Below are 15,737 nucleotides of genomic sequence, written 5' to 3'. Positions count from 1 at the left end.
TACTCTATATATGGCTTTAGAAAATACCGTTACTTACTCATCACAGAATACATATAGCTCATTAAATACATTAACCACAAAGACAAAAAACATCTGGATCGTTTGTCATGGAATAGGTTATTTGAGCCGATATTTCATAGAATTCTTTAAAGAGCTAGACCCAACAGAAAATTATATTATCGCACCACAGGCTCCCAGCAAGTATTATCAGGACAAATCTTTTAAATATGTAGGAGCTTCCTGGCTTACTAAAGAAAATACTGCATTAGAGACCGAGAATGTTTTAAACTATATGAATGCTGTATATGAGCAGGCTGTGCAGCCGCATTTATCTGATGATGTAAACCTAATCGTCTTCGGTTTTTCGCAAGGGGTTTCTGTTATTACAAGATGGATCGCAAAAAATAAGATAAAGAGCAAATCAATTATCCTTCATTCCGGCGGGATTCCTAACGAATTAAAACCTGAGCAGTTTGATTATTTAGATATTGATACTGCTGTAAAACTTATTTATGGTACACAAGACCATTACCTCACCGAAGAAAGAATGCAGGGCGAAAAAACTAAAGCAAATTCTCTATTTAAAAATAAGATAGAATATCTTGTTTTTGACGGTGGTCACGATATGAATATGGAAATTGTGAAATCATCGATAAAGAGCAGCTAGAAATCAAAACCTAAGTCTTTCCTACAAAAAATAACATTATTGAGATAATTTTGTGTATTTCACCGATTATATTTGGTATTTCATGTAAATGCATTGTATGTTTACAGCGTATAACATAAATGCCTCAAATCATGAAGACTATTTTATTGATTGTTTTTCTTCCATTTTTGTACTTGATTGTATTGGCTCAGTTAGCTTTTAACAAGCAGCAGCGAGTTGGTGCTATGATTTTATCAAAATTCAAGTCAACGAAGGAAACTTCTGAAGGCTTGTTAGTAGAATAATAAGTTATTCTAATATGTTTAAATAAAGGTTGCCCTATGTGGTAACCTTTTTCTATTTATAGAAGTTATTAAAATGAAATTATTCTAAAGATCCTTTGATTTTGAAATACTTGGTTAGTTAAAAACCACCTTAAAAACATCGATTATCGGTAAAAAACATGAAAAATCGTTGATTAACCACCTCAAATTACCTTCGAACTAAAATAATTGTGTATTTCATCGAATATATTTGCATTTCACGGCTAAAGGGTGTTATATTTACGTTGTAAAACACAAACACTAATAATTATGAGATCAACTATTACACTTGCACTAGCTTTTCTTTTTACAGTTTGCTCTTTCGCAGAAGTTTCTCAGACTCAAAAAGATGCTCTTATAGATCTTTACCATTCTACAAATGGTGAGAACTGGAACAATACCTGGGATCTTTCTAAGTCAGTTGATACATGGTACGGTGTTCGTCTTGTTAATGATAATGTTGTAGGCATTAACTTAAGTATGAATAATCTTGAAGGTAATATTCCTGCAAGCATTGGTAATCTTACTTCTTTAGTAACCCTTGAGATGTTTTTCAATAAAATTAACGGTGAACTACCTGAAGAAATGGGTAACCTTAAGAATTTGAAAAAATTGGTCCTTAATGGTAATATGATATCAGGTAAGTTACCTAACTCGTTTTACAAATTATCTCGTCTAGAACAATTAATGATAAGCAGTAACAATTTAGAAGGCCACGTTAGTAATGATATTATTAACATGGAAAACCTTGAAGTTATCAACTTATTTGACAATAACATTACTGGTGAACTTCCACAAGCTATCTTAAAGCTTCACAAATTAAAAGAACTTAATCTTTCTGGTAACGCTATGTATGGTGTTATACCTTCAGAAATTGCAGAAATGAAAAATCTGGAGACTGTTGCTCTATCAGACAACGCTTTCAAAAACGAAAAGTCATTTATCGCTGCTCAAATCAATAAAGACCTTAGAAGCAAACAAACATCTGTTGCTTCAAGAGAAGAATAATAATCGGTGTTTTAGAATAAATTTAGTTTAAAGATGAATTATCCGTTGTGTAAGCAACGGATTTTTTTTGAGCAGTTTTTGCCTTGCTTCAACTTTAGATATTGCTTACTTTAAAACCATGATAGCACCTATACTCGAGAATGAGCGCGTTAAACTTTCTCCCTTAAAATTAGAACACGCAGAACTTCTTTTACCCATAGCCTCTCAGGATAAATTGGTACAATATTCACCTTCAGGCATTGCGACTCCTGCCACATTAAACACCTATATCGCTACTGCCCTTAAACATCTAGAAGAATTGAGCGCAATACCGTTTATCATCTTTGATAAACAAATTAATGCATATGCAGGGAGTACTAGGTTTATGAATATAGACTGGCCCAATAAAGTTCTGCATATTGGCAGCACATGGATTGGCCGAGAATTTCAGGGCACAGGACTTAACACAGAGGTTAAAAAACTCATGCTTTCTTATGCTTTTATTGACTTATATTTTGAAAAAGTAGAATTTAGAGTTGATGAACGTAATATAAGATCCAGAAAAGCCGTCGAGAAATTGGGCGCTCGTCTAGAAGGAATATTAAGAAAGAATGTTTATTTATTAGATGGCTTTAAGCGAAATACTTGCTGCTACGGTATTTTAAAAGAAGAATGGGTCTAGTACAATTTCAATAGTAATGCAGTTTCTTGTTTCTGTACAAAAGAAAAGGTCATAAATCAAACGTTTGAGATAGTTTTTATTTACCTAACTTTAAGAATACATTTAGCGTAACCAAATAACTATCTATAAACCAAATTAGAATGTCTCAAGAAAAAGAACCATTTTCCAATTCAAGAAGATCTTTTGTAAAAACCAGTGCAATTGCATCTTCTATTTTTATTGTTCCCAGACATGTTCTGGGGGGCGTAGGCTACACTGCTCCCAGTGATCAGCTAAACATTGCGGCTATTGGCGCCGGCGGCAAAGGTCGCAGCGACATTATGAACGCTTCTGTTAATGGCAGAGAGCGTGTTGTAGCGCTCTGCGACGTAGATTTTTCTGGCTCAGCCGCTGCTTCTGTAGAATCATTTCCTAATGCAAAACTTTATGCAGATTATCGAGTAATGCTTGATAAAGAAAAAGATATTGATGCAGTTACAATCTCAATTCCAGATCATGTTCATGGTCCCGCAGCCTCATTTGCGATGCAGAGAGGTAAACATGTCTACGTTCAGAAACCTATGACACATAATATACGTGAAGCCAGAATGCTTACTCAGATGGCGCGTGATCAAAAGGTTGTAACCCAAATGGGAAATCAGGGAGGTTCTAATGAACTTCTGGGGATGGTACAAAAATGGGTAGATTCTGGTGTTTTAGGCGAAATTTCTAAAGTACAGATTTGGACGAACAGACCCGTGTGGCCACAAGGTAATGCCATGCCTGAGCCCAATGCCAGTCTAAAACCGGCAGACCTGGATTGGAATTTATGGCTGGGACCTGCAGAAGAAACACCTTATATTCCTAATATTCATCCTTTCAACTGGAGAGGCTGGTGGGATTATGGTACCGGCGCGTTAGGCGATGTAGGTTGTCACCTTGTTGATATTCCTTTTAGGACGTTAAATTTAAAATATCCTACAGATGCAGAATGTAGTGTAGGTACGGTTTACACCGAAATGTGGAATGCAGATTACCATCCCGAAGGCTGCCCTCCTTCTTCTTTTATTACTCTCCATTTTGATGCTACAGATAAAAGTAAATCTCCTATAGAAATGACTTGGAGTGATGGTGGTATACGCCCATCGCACCCGGAAATTATTCCTGCAAATGATGACATAGGTGGTAAAGGAAGCTATAATGGCGTATTGATAACCGGTGAAAACGGTATCATTTCTACAAACATTAATGACAGTTCACCATTAATGCCAAAGCTTTATCTTAATGATGGCACTACAGAATTTGGTCAAGAAGTAGAAGAGAATATAGAACCGGAATACGGTCATCAACGCAAATGGGTAGATGCCTGTAAAGCTGGCTTTAATAGTTCTGAGCATAAAGGTCTAACTTCTTCATTTGATTATGCAGGACCAATGACAGAAACTGTACTAATGGGTAATCTTGCCATACGCAGCTACATGTTGCAAAGAGAAAACAGCCAGGGAAAAATGGAATTCTATGCGCGTAAAAAACTTCTATGGGATGGTGATAATATGAAAATCACCAATCTTGAAGAGGCCAACCAATTTGTAGGAAGACAAAGCTACCGTAAAGGCTGGGAAATTTAACAATTGTAGAGGTTTATAATTCGCTGAAGCTTGCCGCGAAAGACAAGAATTTAGATTTATAACTCGTTAGATTACGTCAAGCTTATTGATGATGAAAATGACAAGAGAATTCTAATATCTTCTGGTACTAAAAACAAAAACCCGAGCTAAAAGCCCGGGTTTTTTCTTATTTATATAATTAAGTACTAGCCGTACTAAATTTATATTTACTTCACTTCTTCAAAGTCAACGTCTTCAACATCGCTGCTGTTTGCGCCACCTTCAGAACTTCCGCCGGCTTGTTGACCTGCATCTGCTCCTGGTTGACCTCCTGCTTCAGCTTGAGCTTTATACATTTCTTCAGAAGCTGTTGTCCATGCTTCGTTGATCTTGTCTAAAGCTGGTTGCACTGTTGCAACATCTTGAGAAGCATATGCTTTCTTCAATTCTTCTAAAGCATCTTCAATTGGCTTTTTCTTATCATCAGATAATTTATCACCAAATTCCTTAAGTTGCTTTTCAGTTTGGAAGATCATACCATCAGCCTCATTCAGTTTTTCAACTTTCTCTTTAGCTGCTTTGTCAGATTCTGCATTGGCTTCAGCTTCAGACTTCATTTTTTGAATTTCTTCTTCTGTTAAACCTGAAGAAGCTTCAATACGAATATCCTGAGATTTACCTGTAGCCTTATCTGTTGCAGATACTTTAATGATACCATTAGCATCTATATCAAAAGTCACTTCAATTTGTGGAGTTCCTCTCTGTGCTGGTGGAATTCCGTCAAGGTGAAAACGACCTATGTTTTTATTATCTGCTGCCATTGGGCGCTCTCCTTGCAATACGTGAATCTCAACACTTGGTTGATTATCTGCAGCTGTAGAGAATACCTGAGACTTTTTAGTTGGTATAGTTGTGTTAGCCTCAATTAATTTGGTCATCACACCACCCATAGTCTCAATACCTAATGATAACGGAGTTACATCAAGAAGCAATACATCTTTTACATCACCTGTCAATACACCCCCTTGTATCGCTGCACCTACTGCAACAACTTCGTCAGGGTTTACACCTTTACTAGGTTTTTTACCAAAGAATTTCTCAACAGCTTCCTGTACAGCTGGGATACGTGTAGAACCACCTACTAATATGATCTCATCAATATCACTTTTTGAAAGTCCTGCTGCTTTTAAAGCTGACTCACATGGTTCTATTGTTCTTTTTACTAAATCGTCAATTAGCTGCTCAAATTTAGAACGTGTTAATGTACGTACTAAGTGTTTTGGTCCACTAGCGGTAGCCGTAACGTAAGGCAGGTTAATTTCAGTTTGTGTAGAAGATGATAATTCAATTTTTGCTTTTTCAGCTGCTTCTTTAAGACGTTGTAAAGCCATTGGGTCTTTACGCAAGTCCATATCTTCTTCAGATTTAAACTCTTCAGCTAACCAGTCAATAATTTTGCTGTCTACATCATCACCACCTAAGTGTGTATCACCATCTGTTGATAATACTTCAAAAACGCCGTCTCCTAATTCTAAGATAGACACATCATGTGTACCACCACCAAAGTCAAAAACAACGATTTTTTGATCACTGTGTTTTTTGTCAAGACCATAAGCTAAAGCTGCAGCTGTAGGCTCATTGATTATACGTTCTACTTTAAGACCTGCGATCTCACCAGCTTCTTTTGTCGCCTGGCGTTGTGCATCATTAAAGTAAGCAGGTACAGTAATTACGGCACGACTTACATCTTGTCCTAAATAATCTTCTGCGGTTTTCTTCATTTTTTGAAGAATCATAGCAGAAAGCTCTTGTGGTGTATATAAACGACCGTCAATATCTACTCTCGCCGTATCGTTATCACCTTTTTTTACATTATAAGCAGCACGATCTGCTTCTTTAGTAGATTCTGAGTACTTATTACCCATGAATCTCTTGATAGAAGAAATCGTTTTTGTTGGGTTAGTTACCGCCTGACGCTTTGCAGGATCTCCTACTTTAATTTCTCCTCCTTCTACAAAAGCAATCACAGAAGGTGTTGTTCTTTTTCCTTCAGCATTTGGGATTACTACCGGCTCGCTACCTTCCATTACAGCAACGCAGGAGTTGGTCGTCCCTAAGTCAATTCCTATGATTTTACTCATCTCGATATATAATTTTAAGTGTTATTAAATTTCGTTCGGTGTGTTTAAGTCAATCATTATGCCACCTAAATCAATATGACAGGTTGTCATAATACTTTTTCGCTACAGCTTTAAAAAATTATTACAGCAGACTAATATGCATTGTCTATTATATTTACCTTTCTAAGTTTACCAATGCTAAAATTAAAAACCCTTATTTCTTCTTTCTTTATATTAATAGGTGCTTACATGCTGTACGGCATTCTACTCTCTATACTATCTCACTTTGTGCCCTCTATAGATCTCAATACCTATAAACAGGATGGTATTTTAGACCTACTTAAATCTAACATGCTCAGGGCATTTGTTCTTATTGTAGTGTTTGCTCCTATTGCTGAAGAAATGATGTTCCGTACGCTTATTGCTCCACGGCATATTGACCTGATACTTTTTATTGCCGTCTGGCCTGTATTTTTCCTGGTTCGTTTTGTTCCACTAGACGTGCACTGGGCGGTGAAAATCACTTTCACTCTCATATTCTTATTTGCAGTAACCTATATAGGGAGAGAATTGCTTCCTAAAAATCGGACTTCTGCCATAAGAAATTGGCTAAATAAGCATAAAAACCTGCTGCTAATTATTACTTCTCTCATTTTTGGCTTTGTACACATCACTAATTATGTAGATGCTTTTACAGTAAACCTTACTCTTTTTCTTCTTATTCTGCCTCGTATTATTGCAGGATTCATACTGGGATTTGTGAAATTAAAAAATACATCTCTCATTTGGTCTATTTTATTACATGCCATGAACAACGGCATGGCCTTCGCTTTTATCATCTTTTTTAGAAATGGTATTTAACTTTTTCTTCACCTTTATCCTTCAGCCCTTTCGTAATTTCAAGGCAAATCAAAAAAATCAATATGAAAGCAGTACAAGTACCCAAACCGGGTGGAGAATTTGAAATTATAGAACGCGATATTCCAAAACCAGAAGCTAAACAGGTTCTTATTAAAGTGGAAGCCTGCGGTATATGCCACAGTGATGCATTAGTTAAAGAAGGTCATTTTCCCGGCATAGATTACCCCAGAATTCCCGGGCATGAAGTTGTGGGAATTGTAGAAGAAGTAGGCGCAGATGTAAAGATGTGGAAAAAAGGCCAACGCGTAGGTGTAGGCTGGCACGGTGGGCATTGTTTTGAATGTGAACCTTGTCGGCGTGGGGATTTCATTAGTTGTAAAAAAGCAAAAATTTGCGGTATTTCTTATGACGGTGGCTATGCCGAATATATGACAGCTCCTCAGGAAGCGGTTGCCATAATTCCTGAAGAATTATCATCATCTGAAGCTGCTCCTCTGCTTTGTGCGGGAATAACGGTTTATAATGGTATGAGAAATTCGGGGATTCGCGCAGGTGACACTGTTGCTGTGCAGGGAATAGGCGGCTTGGGTCACCTTGCCATTCACTTTGCCAATAAAATGGGAATGCGCGTGATCGCAATTTCTACTAGCGATGATAAAAAAGATCTGGCAACCGAATTAGGCGCTCATCAGTTTATTGCGACTAATGATCAGGATGCGGCAGAAGAGCTTCAAAAGTTAGGTGGTGCAGATCTTATAGTTGCCACCGCTCCTTACAGTGATGCGATTTCATCTGTAGTAGATGGTCTTGCCATAGACGGGCAGATGTTGCTCATTGCCGCTACAGGTGAGCCGGTTAAAGTATCGCCTATGCAATTATTGATGGGTAGAAAATCCTTAAAAGGCTGGCCTAGTGGTATTGCACCAGATAGTGAAGATACACTTCGCTTTAGTGCAATGAATGGCACCGTACCCATGATTGAAGAATTTAAGCTTGACGATGTAAAAGAAGCTTACGATAAAATGATCAATAATAAAGCTCGTTTTAGGGTGGTTTTAGTGCCTTAAAACCCGATTTTTGATATAAAAACACCGCTTTTTGGCGGTGTTTTCTTTTTTATAAATACGTATAAAGGCTATTATAAAATTTTACATTTGCAGCCAAGAGAGAGATATGCGTAAAATAGAAAGCATTAGCATTTTTGATATGCTCAAGATAGGTGTGGGACCCTCAAGTTCGCACACATTGGGCCCGTGGCGGGCTGCAAGAAGATGGATTGATAAGCTTAAAGCGAAAGGTAACTTTCACCTTGTTGAGACCATTCATGTAGAATTATACGGCTCACTCTCGCTTACCGGTAAAGGGCATGCTACAGATATTGCGGTGCAGCTTGGTCTTGAAGGTCTAGACCCGCAAACTTTTCCTATTGATGAGATTGTTTCTGTTCTTGAGCGTATAGAAACGAAGAGAAGCATCTCGTTAAATTCAGAATTAGAAGTGGCTTTTGATCCTTCAGTTCATGTTATTTTCAACAGAAAGTTTAAAGAATTTCATCCTAACGGTATCACCTTTCGCGCTCAGCTAAAAAACGGAAAGAAAACTACAGATACATATTACTCTATTGGTGGCGGTTTTGTGGTACAACAGGAACGCCTGCGTTCTAAAATTAAACAGGAAAAATTGAAGGGCTTCCCCTACCCTGTACAAAGCGGTAAAGAGCTTCTAAACTTCTGCGAGAAAGAGAATAAAAAAATATCTGAGATAGTTTATCATAACGAATTATCGCTCGCTTCCGCGGAAGAAATCGACCGCAAATTGCACGATATTTGGCAGGTTATGCTCGATTCTATGTACACCGGTTGTCATACTGAAGGTACGCTTCCCGGCGGACTAAATGTGCGCCGCAGAGCTTTTGACACGCATAAAACACTAATTGAAGACGGTCAATATACCAACTCTGACGAGTGGATCGCTGCTATTAGAAATAAAGAAATAAAATTTCGCCAAATTCTTAAATGGGTTTCGTGTTTCGCTTTAGCGGTAAATGAAGTAAACGCTTCGCTGGGAAGAGTTGTAACTGCGCCCACTAATGGAAGCGCGGGTGTGATTCCCGCAGTAATGATGTACTATATGGTCATTGAAAACCACGATGCAAATTTTCAGGATATTAAACAGTTTATGCTGGTTGCCGGCGAGATAGGAAGTCTCTTTAAAAAAGGAGCAACAATCTCAGCAGCAATGGGCGGTTGTCAAGCCGAAATTGGCGTGTCTAGCGCTATGGCAGCGGGCGCACTTGCAGAACTTATGGGCGGAACTCCAGAACAGGTTTTAATGGCAAGCGAGATCGCAATGGAGCATCATCTGGGTCTTACCTGTGACCCGATAGGCGGACTAGTACAAATTCCCTGTATTGAGCGTAATGCTATGGGCGCGATAAAAGCAATAAATGCCTGCGAAATGGCGCTTGACACCGACGCAAAAAATGCTAAAGTTCCATTAGATAAAGTGATCGAAACAATGTGGCAAACCGCGCAGGATATGAACACAAAATATAAAGAAACCAGCGAAGGCGGTCTGGCAGTAAATGTTGCTTTGAGTGATTGTTAATTACAATCCTTCGATCTCGTGTCTGTGATATTAATGATCTTCCAGCCGCTTTTTACCCAGATCAATTGAAAATTGTTTACACCACAATGACTTAAGCTATTGTCGAGATAAAACTCATAGGGCGTCCACACATTTGCCATTTTGCTGTCTACATTTATTTCATAGCTCAACAGGCGTTCTTCAAATTTGGTTGTTTTAGGTATTGAAGCGATAGCTTTTAGAAATTCGCCATAATCTTCCGATTTTAGCTCATTTTCACCTGATTTTTCAGAGATCGAGTTGAGTTTTATTTCGCCGTAGGTCATTTCGCCCAGAGCGATCGTATCCTGTTTATGAAAAGCTTCAAAAAAGGCATCAACAGCTGCTTTTGCTTCTTCTTTAGTTTGAGCATTTAAACTCACTGTAGTAAGTAAAACTAATAAGGAAATAAGAAACGTATTTTTCATTTTTAAATATAGCTCTTTAGCTAGAACCTTCCTAATTTACTACATTTACCGCCACAAAAAATCTTTACATGTCTACAGCCAAAAAAGAATATAAGCGCATTACGGTAAAATCCCTCACCGAAATGAAAGCTCATGGAGAAAAGATCTCTATGTTAACAGCCTATGATTTTACAATGGCGACTATTGTAGACCGGGCGGGCATAGATGTTATTCTTGTAGGTGATTCTGCTTCTAACGTAATGGCCGGTCATGAGACGACTTTACCTATTACTTTAGACCAAATGATCTACCACGCCTCTTCTGTGGTGCGTGCCATAAAAAGATCTCTTGTGGTGGTCGATCTACCTTTTGGCAGTTATCAAAGTGACCCAAAGGAAGCTTTGCGTTCTGCCATTCGTATTATGAAAGAAAGCGGCGGTCACGCGGTAAAGCTTGAAGGCGGTAAAGAAATAAAAGATTCTATTAAGAAAATATTACATGCCGGGATTCCGGTTATGGGTCATTTGGGTTTAACGCCACAATCTATCTATAAGTTTGGAACGTATACCGTAAGAGCTAAAGAAGAAGAGGAAGCTGAAAAACTGAAAGAAGACGCATTGATGCTTGAAAGAGCAGGATGTTTTGCGGTTGTACTTGAAAAAGTACCTGCTAAACTGGCTAAAGAGGTTGCAGAAAGTTTGACCATTCCTGTTATAGGAATTGGTGCCGGAAATGGCGTTGATGGTCAGGTTCTTGTAATGCACGATATGCTGGGAATGACACATGAATTTCACCCTAGATTTTTACGCAGATATCTAAATCTTTACGAGCAAATGACCGGTGCTTTTGAGCAATATATTAGTGATGTAAAAAGCCAAGATTTCCCAAGCGACGACGAACAATATTAAAATTTATACACTCTCAATTTAGAATTTCTCCACTTTTAAAGGGGAGGTGCCGAAGGCGGGGGGTAAAACTTTTTATTTCTACCCTCCTAAGTAATAAGAAAATCAACCAAAACAGCCCTGAAAACGGAATCCACACATAGCAACAAAGATAATCTGCAGGTTCTGTATGAAGACAATCATATTATCGTGGTGAATAAACGCCCCGGTGATATTGTGCAAGGAGATAAAACCGGAGATACACCTTTAAGCGAAGTGGTAAAAAGCTATATCGCTGATAAATACAACAAACCGGGAGCCGTTTACTTAGGGGTTGTTCACAGGCTAGACAGACCAACCAGCGGTATTGTCGTTTTTGCCCGTACCTCGAAAGCATTGCCCAGACTAAATAAGCTTTTCGCTGAAAAAGAAGCTAAAAAAACCTATTGGGCAGTGGTTAAAAATGCACCGCCAAAAGAGCAGGACTCGCTCATTCATTATTTAAAACGCAACCCAAAACAGAATAAATCATACGCTCACGAAAAGGAAGTAAATGACAGTAAAATGGCGATTTTAGACTATAAAATCTTGAAAAAACTGGATAACTATTACCTTCTTGAAATTGATCTGCATACCGGGCGTCATCATCAGATCAGATCTCAGTTATCTGCAATTGGTTGCGCGATAAAAGGCGATCTTAAATATGGTTTTGACCGAAGTAATAAAGATGGCAGCATTCATTTGCACTCAAGAAAACTAACTATTTTGCATCCGGTACAAAAAGAGATGATGACATTTGTAGCTCCACCACCCTCTGAAGATCCTGTGTGGAACGCTTGCCTGGATTAATGTTCTTTAGCAGTTTGCAACCTCTCTTTCTTTTGTATTCTGGCAACACGCAGGCTTTCAAAAATTACCGCGCTTAAAATTAAACACCCGCCAATAATAGTCCCTGTTTTAGGTACTTCTCCTAAAACGACAAGACCTATTATGATGCCATAAACAGGTTGCACGCTACTAATAATACTAGCCGTTGTGATATTAAAATGCTTGAATGTCATTAAGAACAACGTGTGGCCCAATGCTGTTGTAATTAGGGCCAACGTTAATAAAATAGGTAAAGAATCTACGAGTTCTGTGGGTGATATCGTGACGCTTATGGGCAATAGCAGAACCCCGATAATTATCATTTGATACCACATAAGTAAGCTTCCGTGGTAATTCTCAACTTGTTTTTTCATTAAAATATTTCGCAAAGCATACGCTAAAGCGGAAAAAAGACCAAAAGCTACAGCCTGTGTATATTTATTTTCAAAATCAAATTCTGGTACCAGAAAGAATATCCCTGCAATTACCAGCAATCCCAATAATAAGTGAATTTTTTGAAATCTCGTTTTCAGAATTATGGGGCTTAAAATACTCGTCCAAGTTGGGTAAGTATAAATAGTGAGCATCCCAATCGCTACGGTGCTTAACTGCAATGCCTGAAAATAAGCCGTCCAGTGAATTCCAAATAAAATTCCGCCAAGAAGAATAGTCCATCGATCTTTTTTAGCGATCTTAAGATTTATCTTTTTCCACTTTAAAAAAGCAAATAATAATAATCCTGCTAATATCGCACGTAAACCAATTGTAAGCGGCGGCCATAAATTGATTGCTCTGCCCAGAACTCCACTAGTGCTTATGAGCACCATGGCAATATTAAGCTGAATTAAATTCTTAAGAAAAGGAGATATTTTGCCCATTAACGGATCAAAACTAAAGCTTTTTCTCTAATTATATCTGCCACAGGTCGGTTTTCAATTCGGCTGTCAAGCCAGGATAAAATGTCGAGGTATAGAAAAGCTCTGCGCTCATATGGGTCGTTTTCATAAACCTCTAGGCGTTTCCTCAATTTCTTAAATTCGTCTTTCAATTCACCGGGGAAAATATCTCCAAGGTTTCTAAGGAATTTGATCATCTCTTTTTGCACCTCGTGCATGTCATTCATTTTGATCAAAAACTTATAAGTGCTTCTCAATAATGTTTCAAGATGATAGTCCATTCCCGCTTCATAATGTGCCACAAGATTAAGTATGCGTGCAAAACACATAAGGTCTTCTCGCAACTTTAATGATTTATTATTAATTATTTTTTCGAGAAAGAAAATACATTTTTTATGCTCCCCGGCGCCAAAGTACAAACTGGCTATTTTATAATAAAAAACCATTACATGATGCTCATCAAGATGATTTCCCAGGGACTTTAAACGTTTTAAAATTTCGTCAACAAGATGATCATCGCTGGTAAAATCACCAACCATAAACTTCATATTGAGCTTGTTTGAATAAACATAAAGAAACTCCAGAGTCTCCAGATTATCACTTTTTGGGAAGTCAGGATCTTTTAATTTTTCTAATAGATTTTCAAGAACTTCTTTAAACTTTGTGTGGTGCTTCAGGTAGAAAAGCGACTCCAGCAGATAGTGATTCCCTTTTAAATAAAATACGGGATTGCGACCTATCATCTTAGGATTTTCATCAAATAACTCTACATAACGAGTTGCATATTTAAAGCACGAAATAAAGTCCTGAATTAAAAAACTGTACCACAAATAAGCTTTGTACAGCCACAGCTTCTCGCGAAAACCCAGCGAATTGATATCATAATCGGGTAAATGCTCATTAAAATAGGTCGTGATCTCCTGCTTTTCTTCATCGCTGCGCACGTAACCCATTTTTAGCATTATACCATAAAGCTGAAGCGAAAGATTAGACAATTTGCTGGTCATCATATTCTGTTGACTCAGCACTTCGGCCTCATGAGAAAGTTCTTCCGCACGCGTGCTCATACTACGCGTGATATATTGTGATTCTATAACTTTTTCAAGCTCAACAATCTCGTAAGCGACGTTTTTCTCTTCATTCTCAATCGCCATTTGTTTTGCTTTATCAAGCAACTTTAAACTTTGTTGATAAAGTCCTTTTTGATATAAAACAGTGGCAAAATCGAGTTGTTCTCGTATAAGAACTCTTATATTTTGATGAGCAGGACTCAGCCTCAGGCTTATGAGAACCTGTTTGTATAAATGCGCTTTAAGATTAGAAAGTTGCTGTTTCTTGACAATTCCTTTTTTTAAGATTTCGCTCTCATCATAAATATTCATCTTGTCAAGCAAATTAAAGAGCTGCAAATATTTTGATTCTGCATTGCCTTCAAGTCTGCCCACGTATAGTTTAAATTGACGCTTTTCAGATTTTGAAAGCGACTTCACTAACGTAAAGAGCGGATCTTTTGTATCATTTGCTGTTGTAATGATTTTACGCATAAATAACTGAATATCAACTATATAAAAATCAATAAAAACCCTTAAACATCGTAGGCTTTTTCTTTAAGGTTGTACCAAATTTACTACCAATATATATATTCACACTTAAATTGAGAAAAAAACCACTATGAGTGATAATAAAGTCCAGATCTTTGACACAACCTTACGTGATGGAGAACAGGTTCCCGGATGTAAGTTAGATACTAAACAAAAATTAGTTATAGCAGAACGTCTGGATCTTCTGGGCGTTGATGTTATAGAAGCAGGATTTCCGGTTTCTAGTCCGGGTGATTTTAAATCTGTTGAATCAATTGCAAAACTGGTTAAAAATGCAACGGTTTGTGGTCTAACCCGTGCAGTTAAAAAAGATATTGAGGTGGCTGCAGAAGCTCTTAAATATGCAAAAAGACCTCGTATACATACTGGTATAGGCACAAGTGATTCTCATATTCTGCATAAATTTAAATCAAATCGTGAAGCTATTATTCAACGTGCTATTGATGCTGTAGCTTACGCGAAAACATTTGTAGAAGATGTTGAGTTTTATGCTGAAGATGCCGGCCGTACCGAAAATGAATATCTGGCAAGAGTTTGTGAAGCCGCAATAAAAGCGGGTGCTACGGTATTAAATATACCAGACACCACAGGTTATTGTCTTCCTGAAGAATATGGCGCTAAAATAAAATACCTTAAAGAGAACGTAAAAGGCATCGAGAAAGCAATACTTTCCTGCCATTGTCATAACGATCTTGGTTTAGCAACTGCCAACTCAATTGCCGGGGTGATGAATGGCGCAAGACAAATAGAATGCACAATAAACGGTATAGGAGAGCGTGCAGGAAATACTTCGCTTGAAGAAGTGGTAATGATCTTAAGACAGCACCCTTATCTTGATCTTGATACAAATGTAAATTCAAGATTACTTTATGACACAAGCCGCATGGTGAGTGAAAAAATGGGAATGCCGGTTCAACCTAATAAAGCAATTGTAGGTTCTAACGCCTTTGCGCACAGTTCTGGTATACATCAGGATGGAGTGATCAAGAATAGAGAAACCTATGAAATCATGGATCCTGAAGAAGTAGGTGTGACAGAAAGTGCAATTGTACTTACTGCCCGTAGCGGTCGCGCTGCCCTAGCCTACCGTTCTAAAAAGGTAGGTTATGAACTTACTAAGATACAACTTGATGTAGTTTACAAAGAATTTCTGAACTTTGCAGACCGCAAAAAAGAGATTCTTGATGATGATATTCACGAGATCATGCGAGTTACAAATATTCAAACAGCAGCAATAGCTTAAATAATTTGC

Annotated in this window: 15 protein-coding genes; 11 read left to right on the top strand and 4 right to left on the bottom strand. The window is 37.9% G+C overall.

The features are described from left to right. Window positions 1-10: 10 nt before the first annotated feature. The 5 genes from ACH3PA_RS14640 (at window position 11) to ACH3PA_RS14620 (ending at window position 4,245) form a co-directional block, all read left to right on the top strand. A complete protein-coding gene (locus ACH3PA_RS14640; protein WP_416442874.1) occupies window positions 11-667 on the top strand; it encodes an alpha/beta hydrolase in 657 nt (218 codons plus the stop codon). Between the two features lie 131 nt (window positions 668-798). After that, the gene (locus ACH3PA_RS14635; RefSeq protein ID WP_416442876.1) at window positions 799-951 is read left to right on the top strand and encodes a hypothetical protein; all 153 of its coding nucleotides are present in this window, start codon (window positions 799-801) and stop codon (window positions 949-951) included. Between the two features lie 288 nt (window positions 952-1,239). Further along, window positions 1,240-1,977, top strand: coding sequence for a leucine-rich repeat domain-containing protein (locus ACH3PA_RS14630; RefSeq protein ID WP_416442878.1), 738 nt, complete (start codon window positions 1,240-1,242; stop codon window positions 1,975-1,977). Window positions 1,978-2,095: 118 nt separating this feature from the next. Further along, window positions 2,096-2,638 (top strand): GNAT family N-acetyltransferase, encoded by a 543-nt coding sequence (locus ACH3PA_RS14625; RefSeq protein WP_416442880.1) that lies wholly within the window; start codon window positions 2,096-2,098, stop codon window positions 2,636-2,638. 140 nt (window positions 2,639-2,778) lie between these two features. Then, on the top strand, window positions 2,779-4,245 hold the full coding sequence (locus ACH3PA_RS14620) for a Gfo/Idh/MocA family protein (RefSeq protein WP_416442882.1): 1,467 nt from the start codon (window positions 2,779-2,781) through the stop codon (window positions 4,243-4,245). 206 nt (window positions 4,246-4,451) lie between these two features. On the opposite strand, the gene dnaK is transcribed toward ACH3PA_RS14620, so the two are convergent. Then, complete coding sequence (dnaK, locus tag ACH3PA_RS14615; protein ID WP_416442884.1) at window positions 4,452-6,365, bottom strand: molecular chaperone DnaK; 1,914 nt, start codon at window positions 6,363-6,365, stop codon at window positions 4,452-4,454. Window positions 6,366-6,539: 174 nt separating this feature from the next. Between dnaK and ACH3PA_RS14610 the strand changes: the two genes are divergently transcribed. From ACH3PA_RS14610 to ACH3PA_RS14600, 3 genes are all read left to right on the top strand, one after another. Beyond that, entirely contained in the window at window positions 6,540-7,205 is a 666-nt protein-coding gene (locus ACH3PA_RS14610) for a type II CAAX prenyl endopeptidase Rce1 family protein (RefSeq protein WP_416442886.1), read from the top strand. Between the two features lie 62 nt (window positions 7,206-7,267). After that, complete coding sequence (locus ACH3PA_RS14605; protein ID WP_416442888.1) at window positions 7,268-8,272, top strand: alcohol dehydrogenase; 1,005 nt, start codon at window positions 7,268-7,270, stop codon at window positions 8,270-8,272. A gap of 106 nt (window positions 8,273-8,378) precedes the next feature. Then, a complete protein-coding gene (locus tag ACH3PA_RS14600; protein WP_416442890.1) occupies window positions 8,379-9,812 on the top strand; it encodes an L-serine ammonia-lyase in 1,434 nt (477 codons plus the stop codon). Here the strand turns inward: ACH3PA_RS14600 and ACH3PA_RS14595 are convergent. Beyond that, entirely contained in the window at window positions 9,809-10,258 is a 450-nt protein-coding gene (locus tag ACH3PA_RS14595) for a nuclear transport factor 2 family protein (RefSeq protein ID WP_416442892.1), read from the bottom strand. The genes ACH3PA_RS14600 and ACH3PA_RS14595 overlap by 4 nt on opposite strands. Before the next feature lie 68 nt (window positions 10,259-10,326). Between ACH3PA_RS14595 and panB the strand changes: the two genes are divergently transcribed. Continuing rightward, window positions 10,327-11,145: a 3-methyl-2-oxobutanoate hydroxymethyltransferase gene (gene panB, locus ACH3PA_RS14590; RefSeq protein ID WP_416442894.1), complete on the top strand. Its 819-nt coding sequence runs from the start codon at window positions 10,327-10,329 to the stop codon at window positions 11,143-11,145. Between the two features lie 183 nt (window positions 11,146-11,328). Beyond that, a complete protein-coding gene (locus tag ACH3PA_RS14585; RefSeq protein WP_416446728.1) occupies window positions 11,329-11,970 on the top strand; it encodes an RluA family pseudouridine synthase in 642 nt (213 codons plus the stop codon). Here the strand turns inward: ACH3PA_RS14585 and ACH3PA_RS14580 are convergent. Together ACH3PA_RS14580 and ACH3PA_RS14575 are read right to left on the bottom strand one after the other, a co-directional pair. Then, a complete protein-coding gene (locus tag ACH3PA_RS14580; RefSeq protein WP_416442896.1) occupies window positions 11,967-12,866 on the bottom strand; it encodes a DMT family transporter in 900 nt (299 codons plus the stop codon). The two genes, ACH3PA_RS14585 and ACH3PA_RS14580, sit on opposite strands and share 4 nt — an antisense overlap. Further along, window positions 12,866-14,428 (bottom strand): hypothetical protein, encoded by a 1,563-nt coding sequence (locus ACH3PA_RS14575; protein ID WP_416442898.1) that lies wholly within the window; start codon window positions 14,426-14,428, stop codon window positions 12,866-12,868. Before ACH3PA_RS14575 ends, ACH3PA_RS14580 begins: the two co-directional genes overlap by 1 nt. A gap of 127 nt (window positions 14,429-14,555) precedes the next feature. On the opposite strand from ACH3PA_RS14575, the gene ACH3PA_RS14570 reads away from it, so the two are divergent. Further along, window positions 14,556-15,728 (top strand): 2-isopropylmalate synthase, encoded by a 1,173-nt coding sequence (locus ACH3PA_RS14570; protein WP_416442900.1) that lies wholly within the window; start codon window positions 14,556-14,558, stop codon window positions 15,726-15,728. Window positions 15,729-15,737 lie beyond the last annotated feature (9 nt).

The sequence above is a fragment of the Leeuwenhoekiella sp. A2 genome (assembly GCF_047946655.1).
Classification (GTDB): domain Bacteria; phylum Bacteroidota; class Bacteroidia; order Flavobacteriales; family Flavobacteriaceae; genus Leeuwenhoekiella.
The sequence above is the reverse complement of the archived record's forward strand: the minus strand, read 5'-3'. Positions and strand labels throughout refer to the sequence as shown.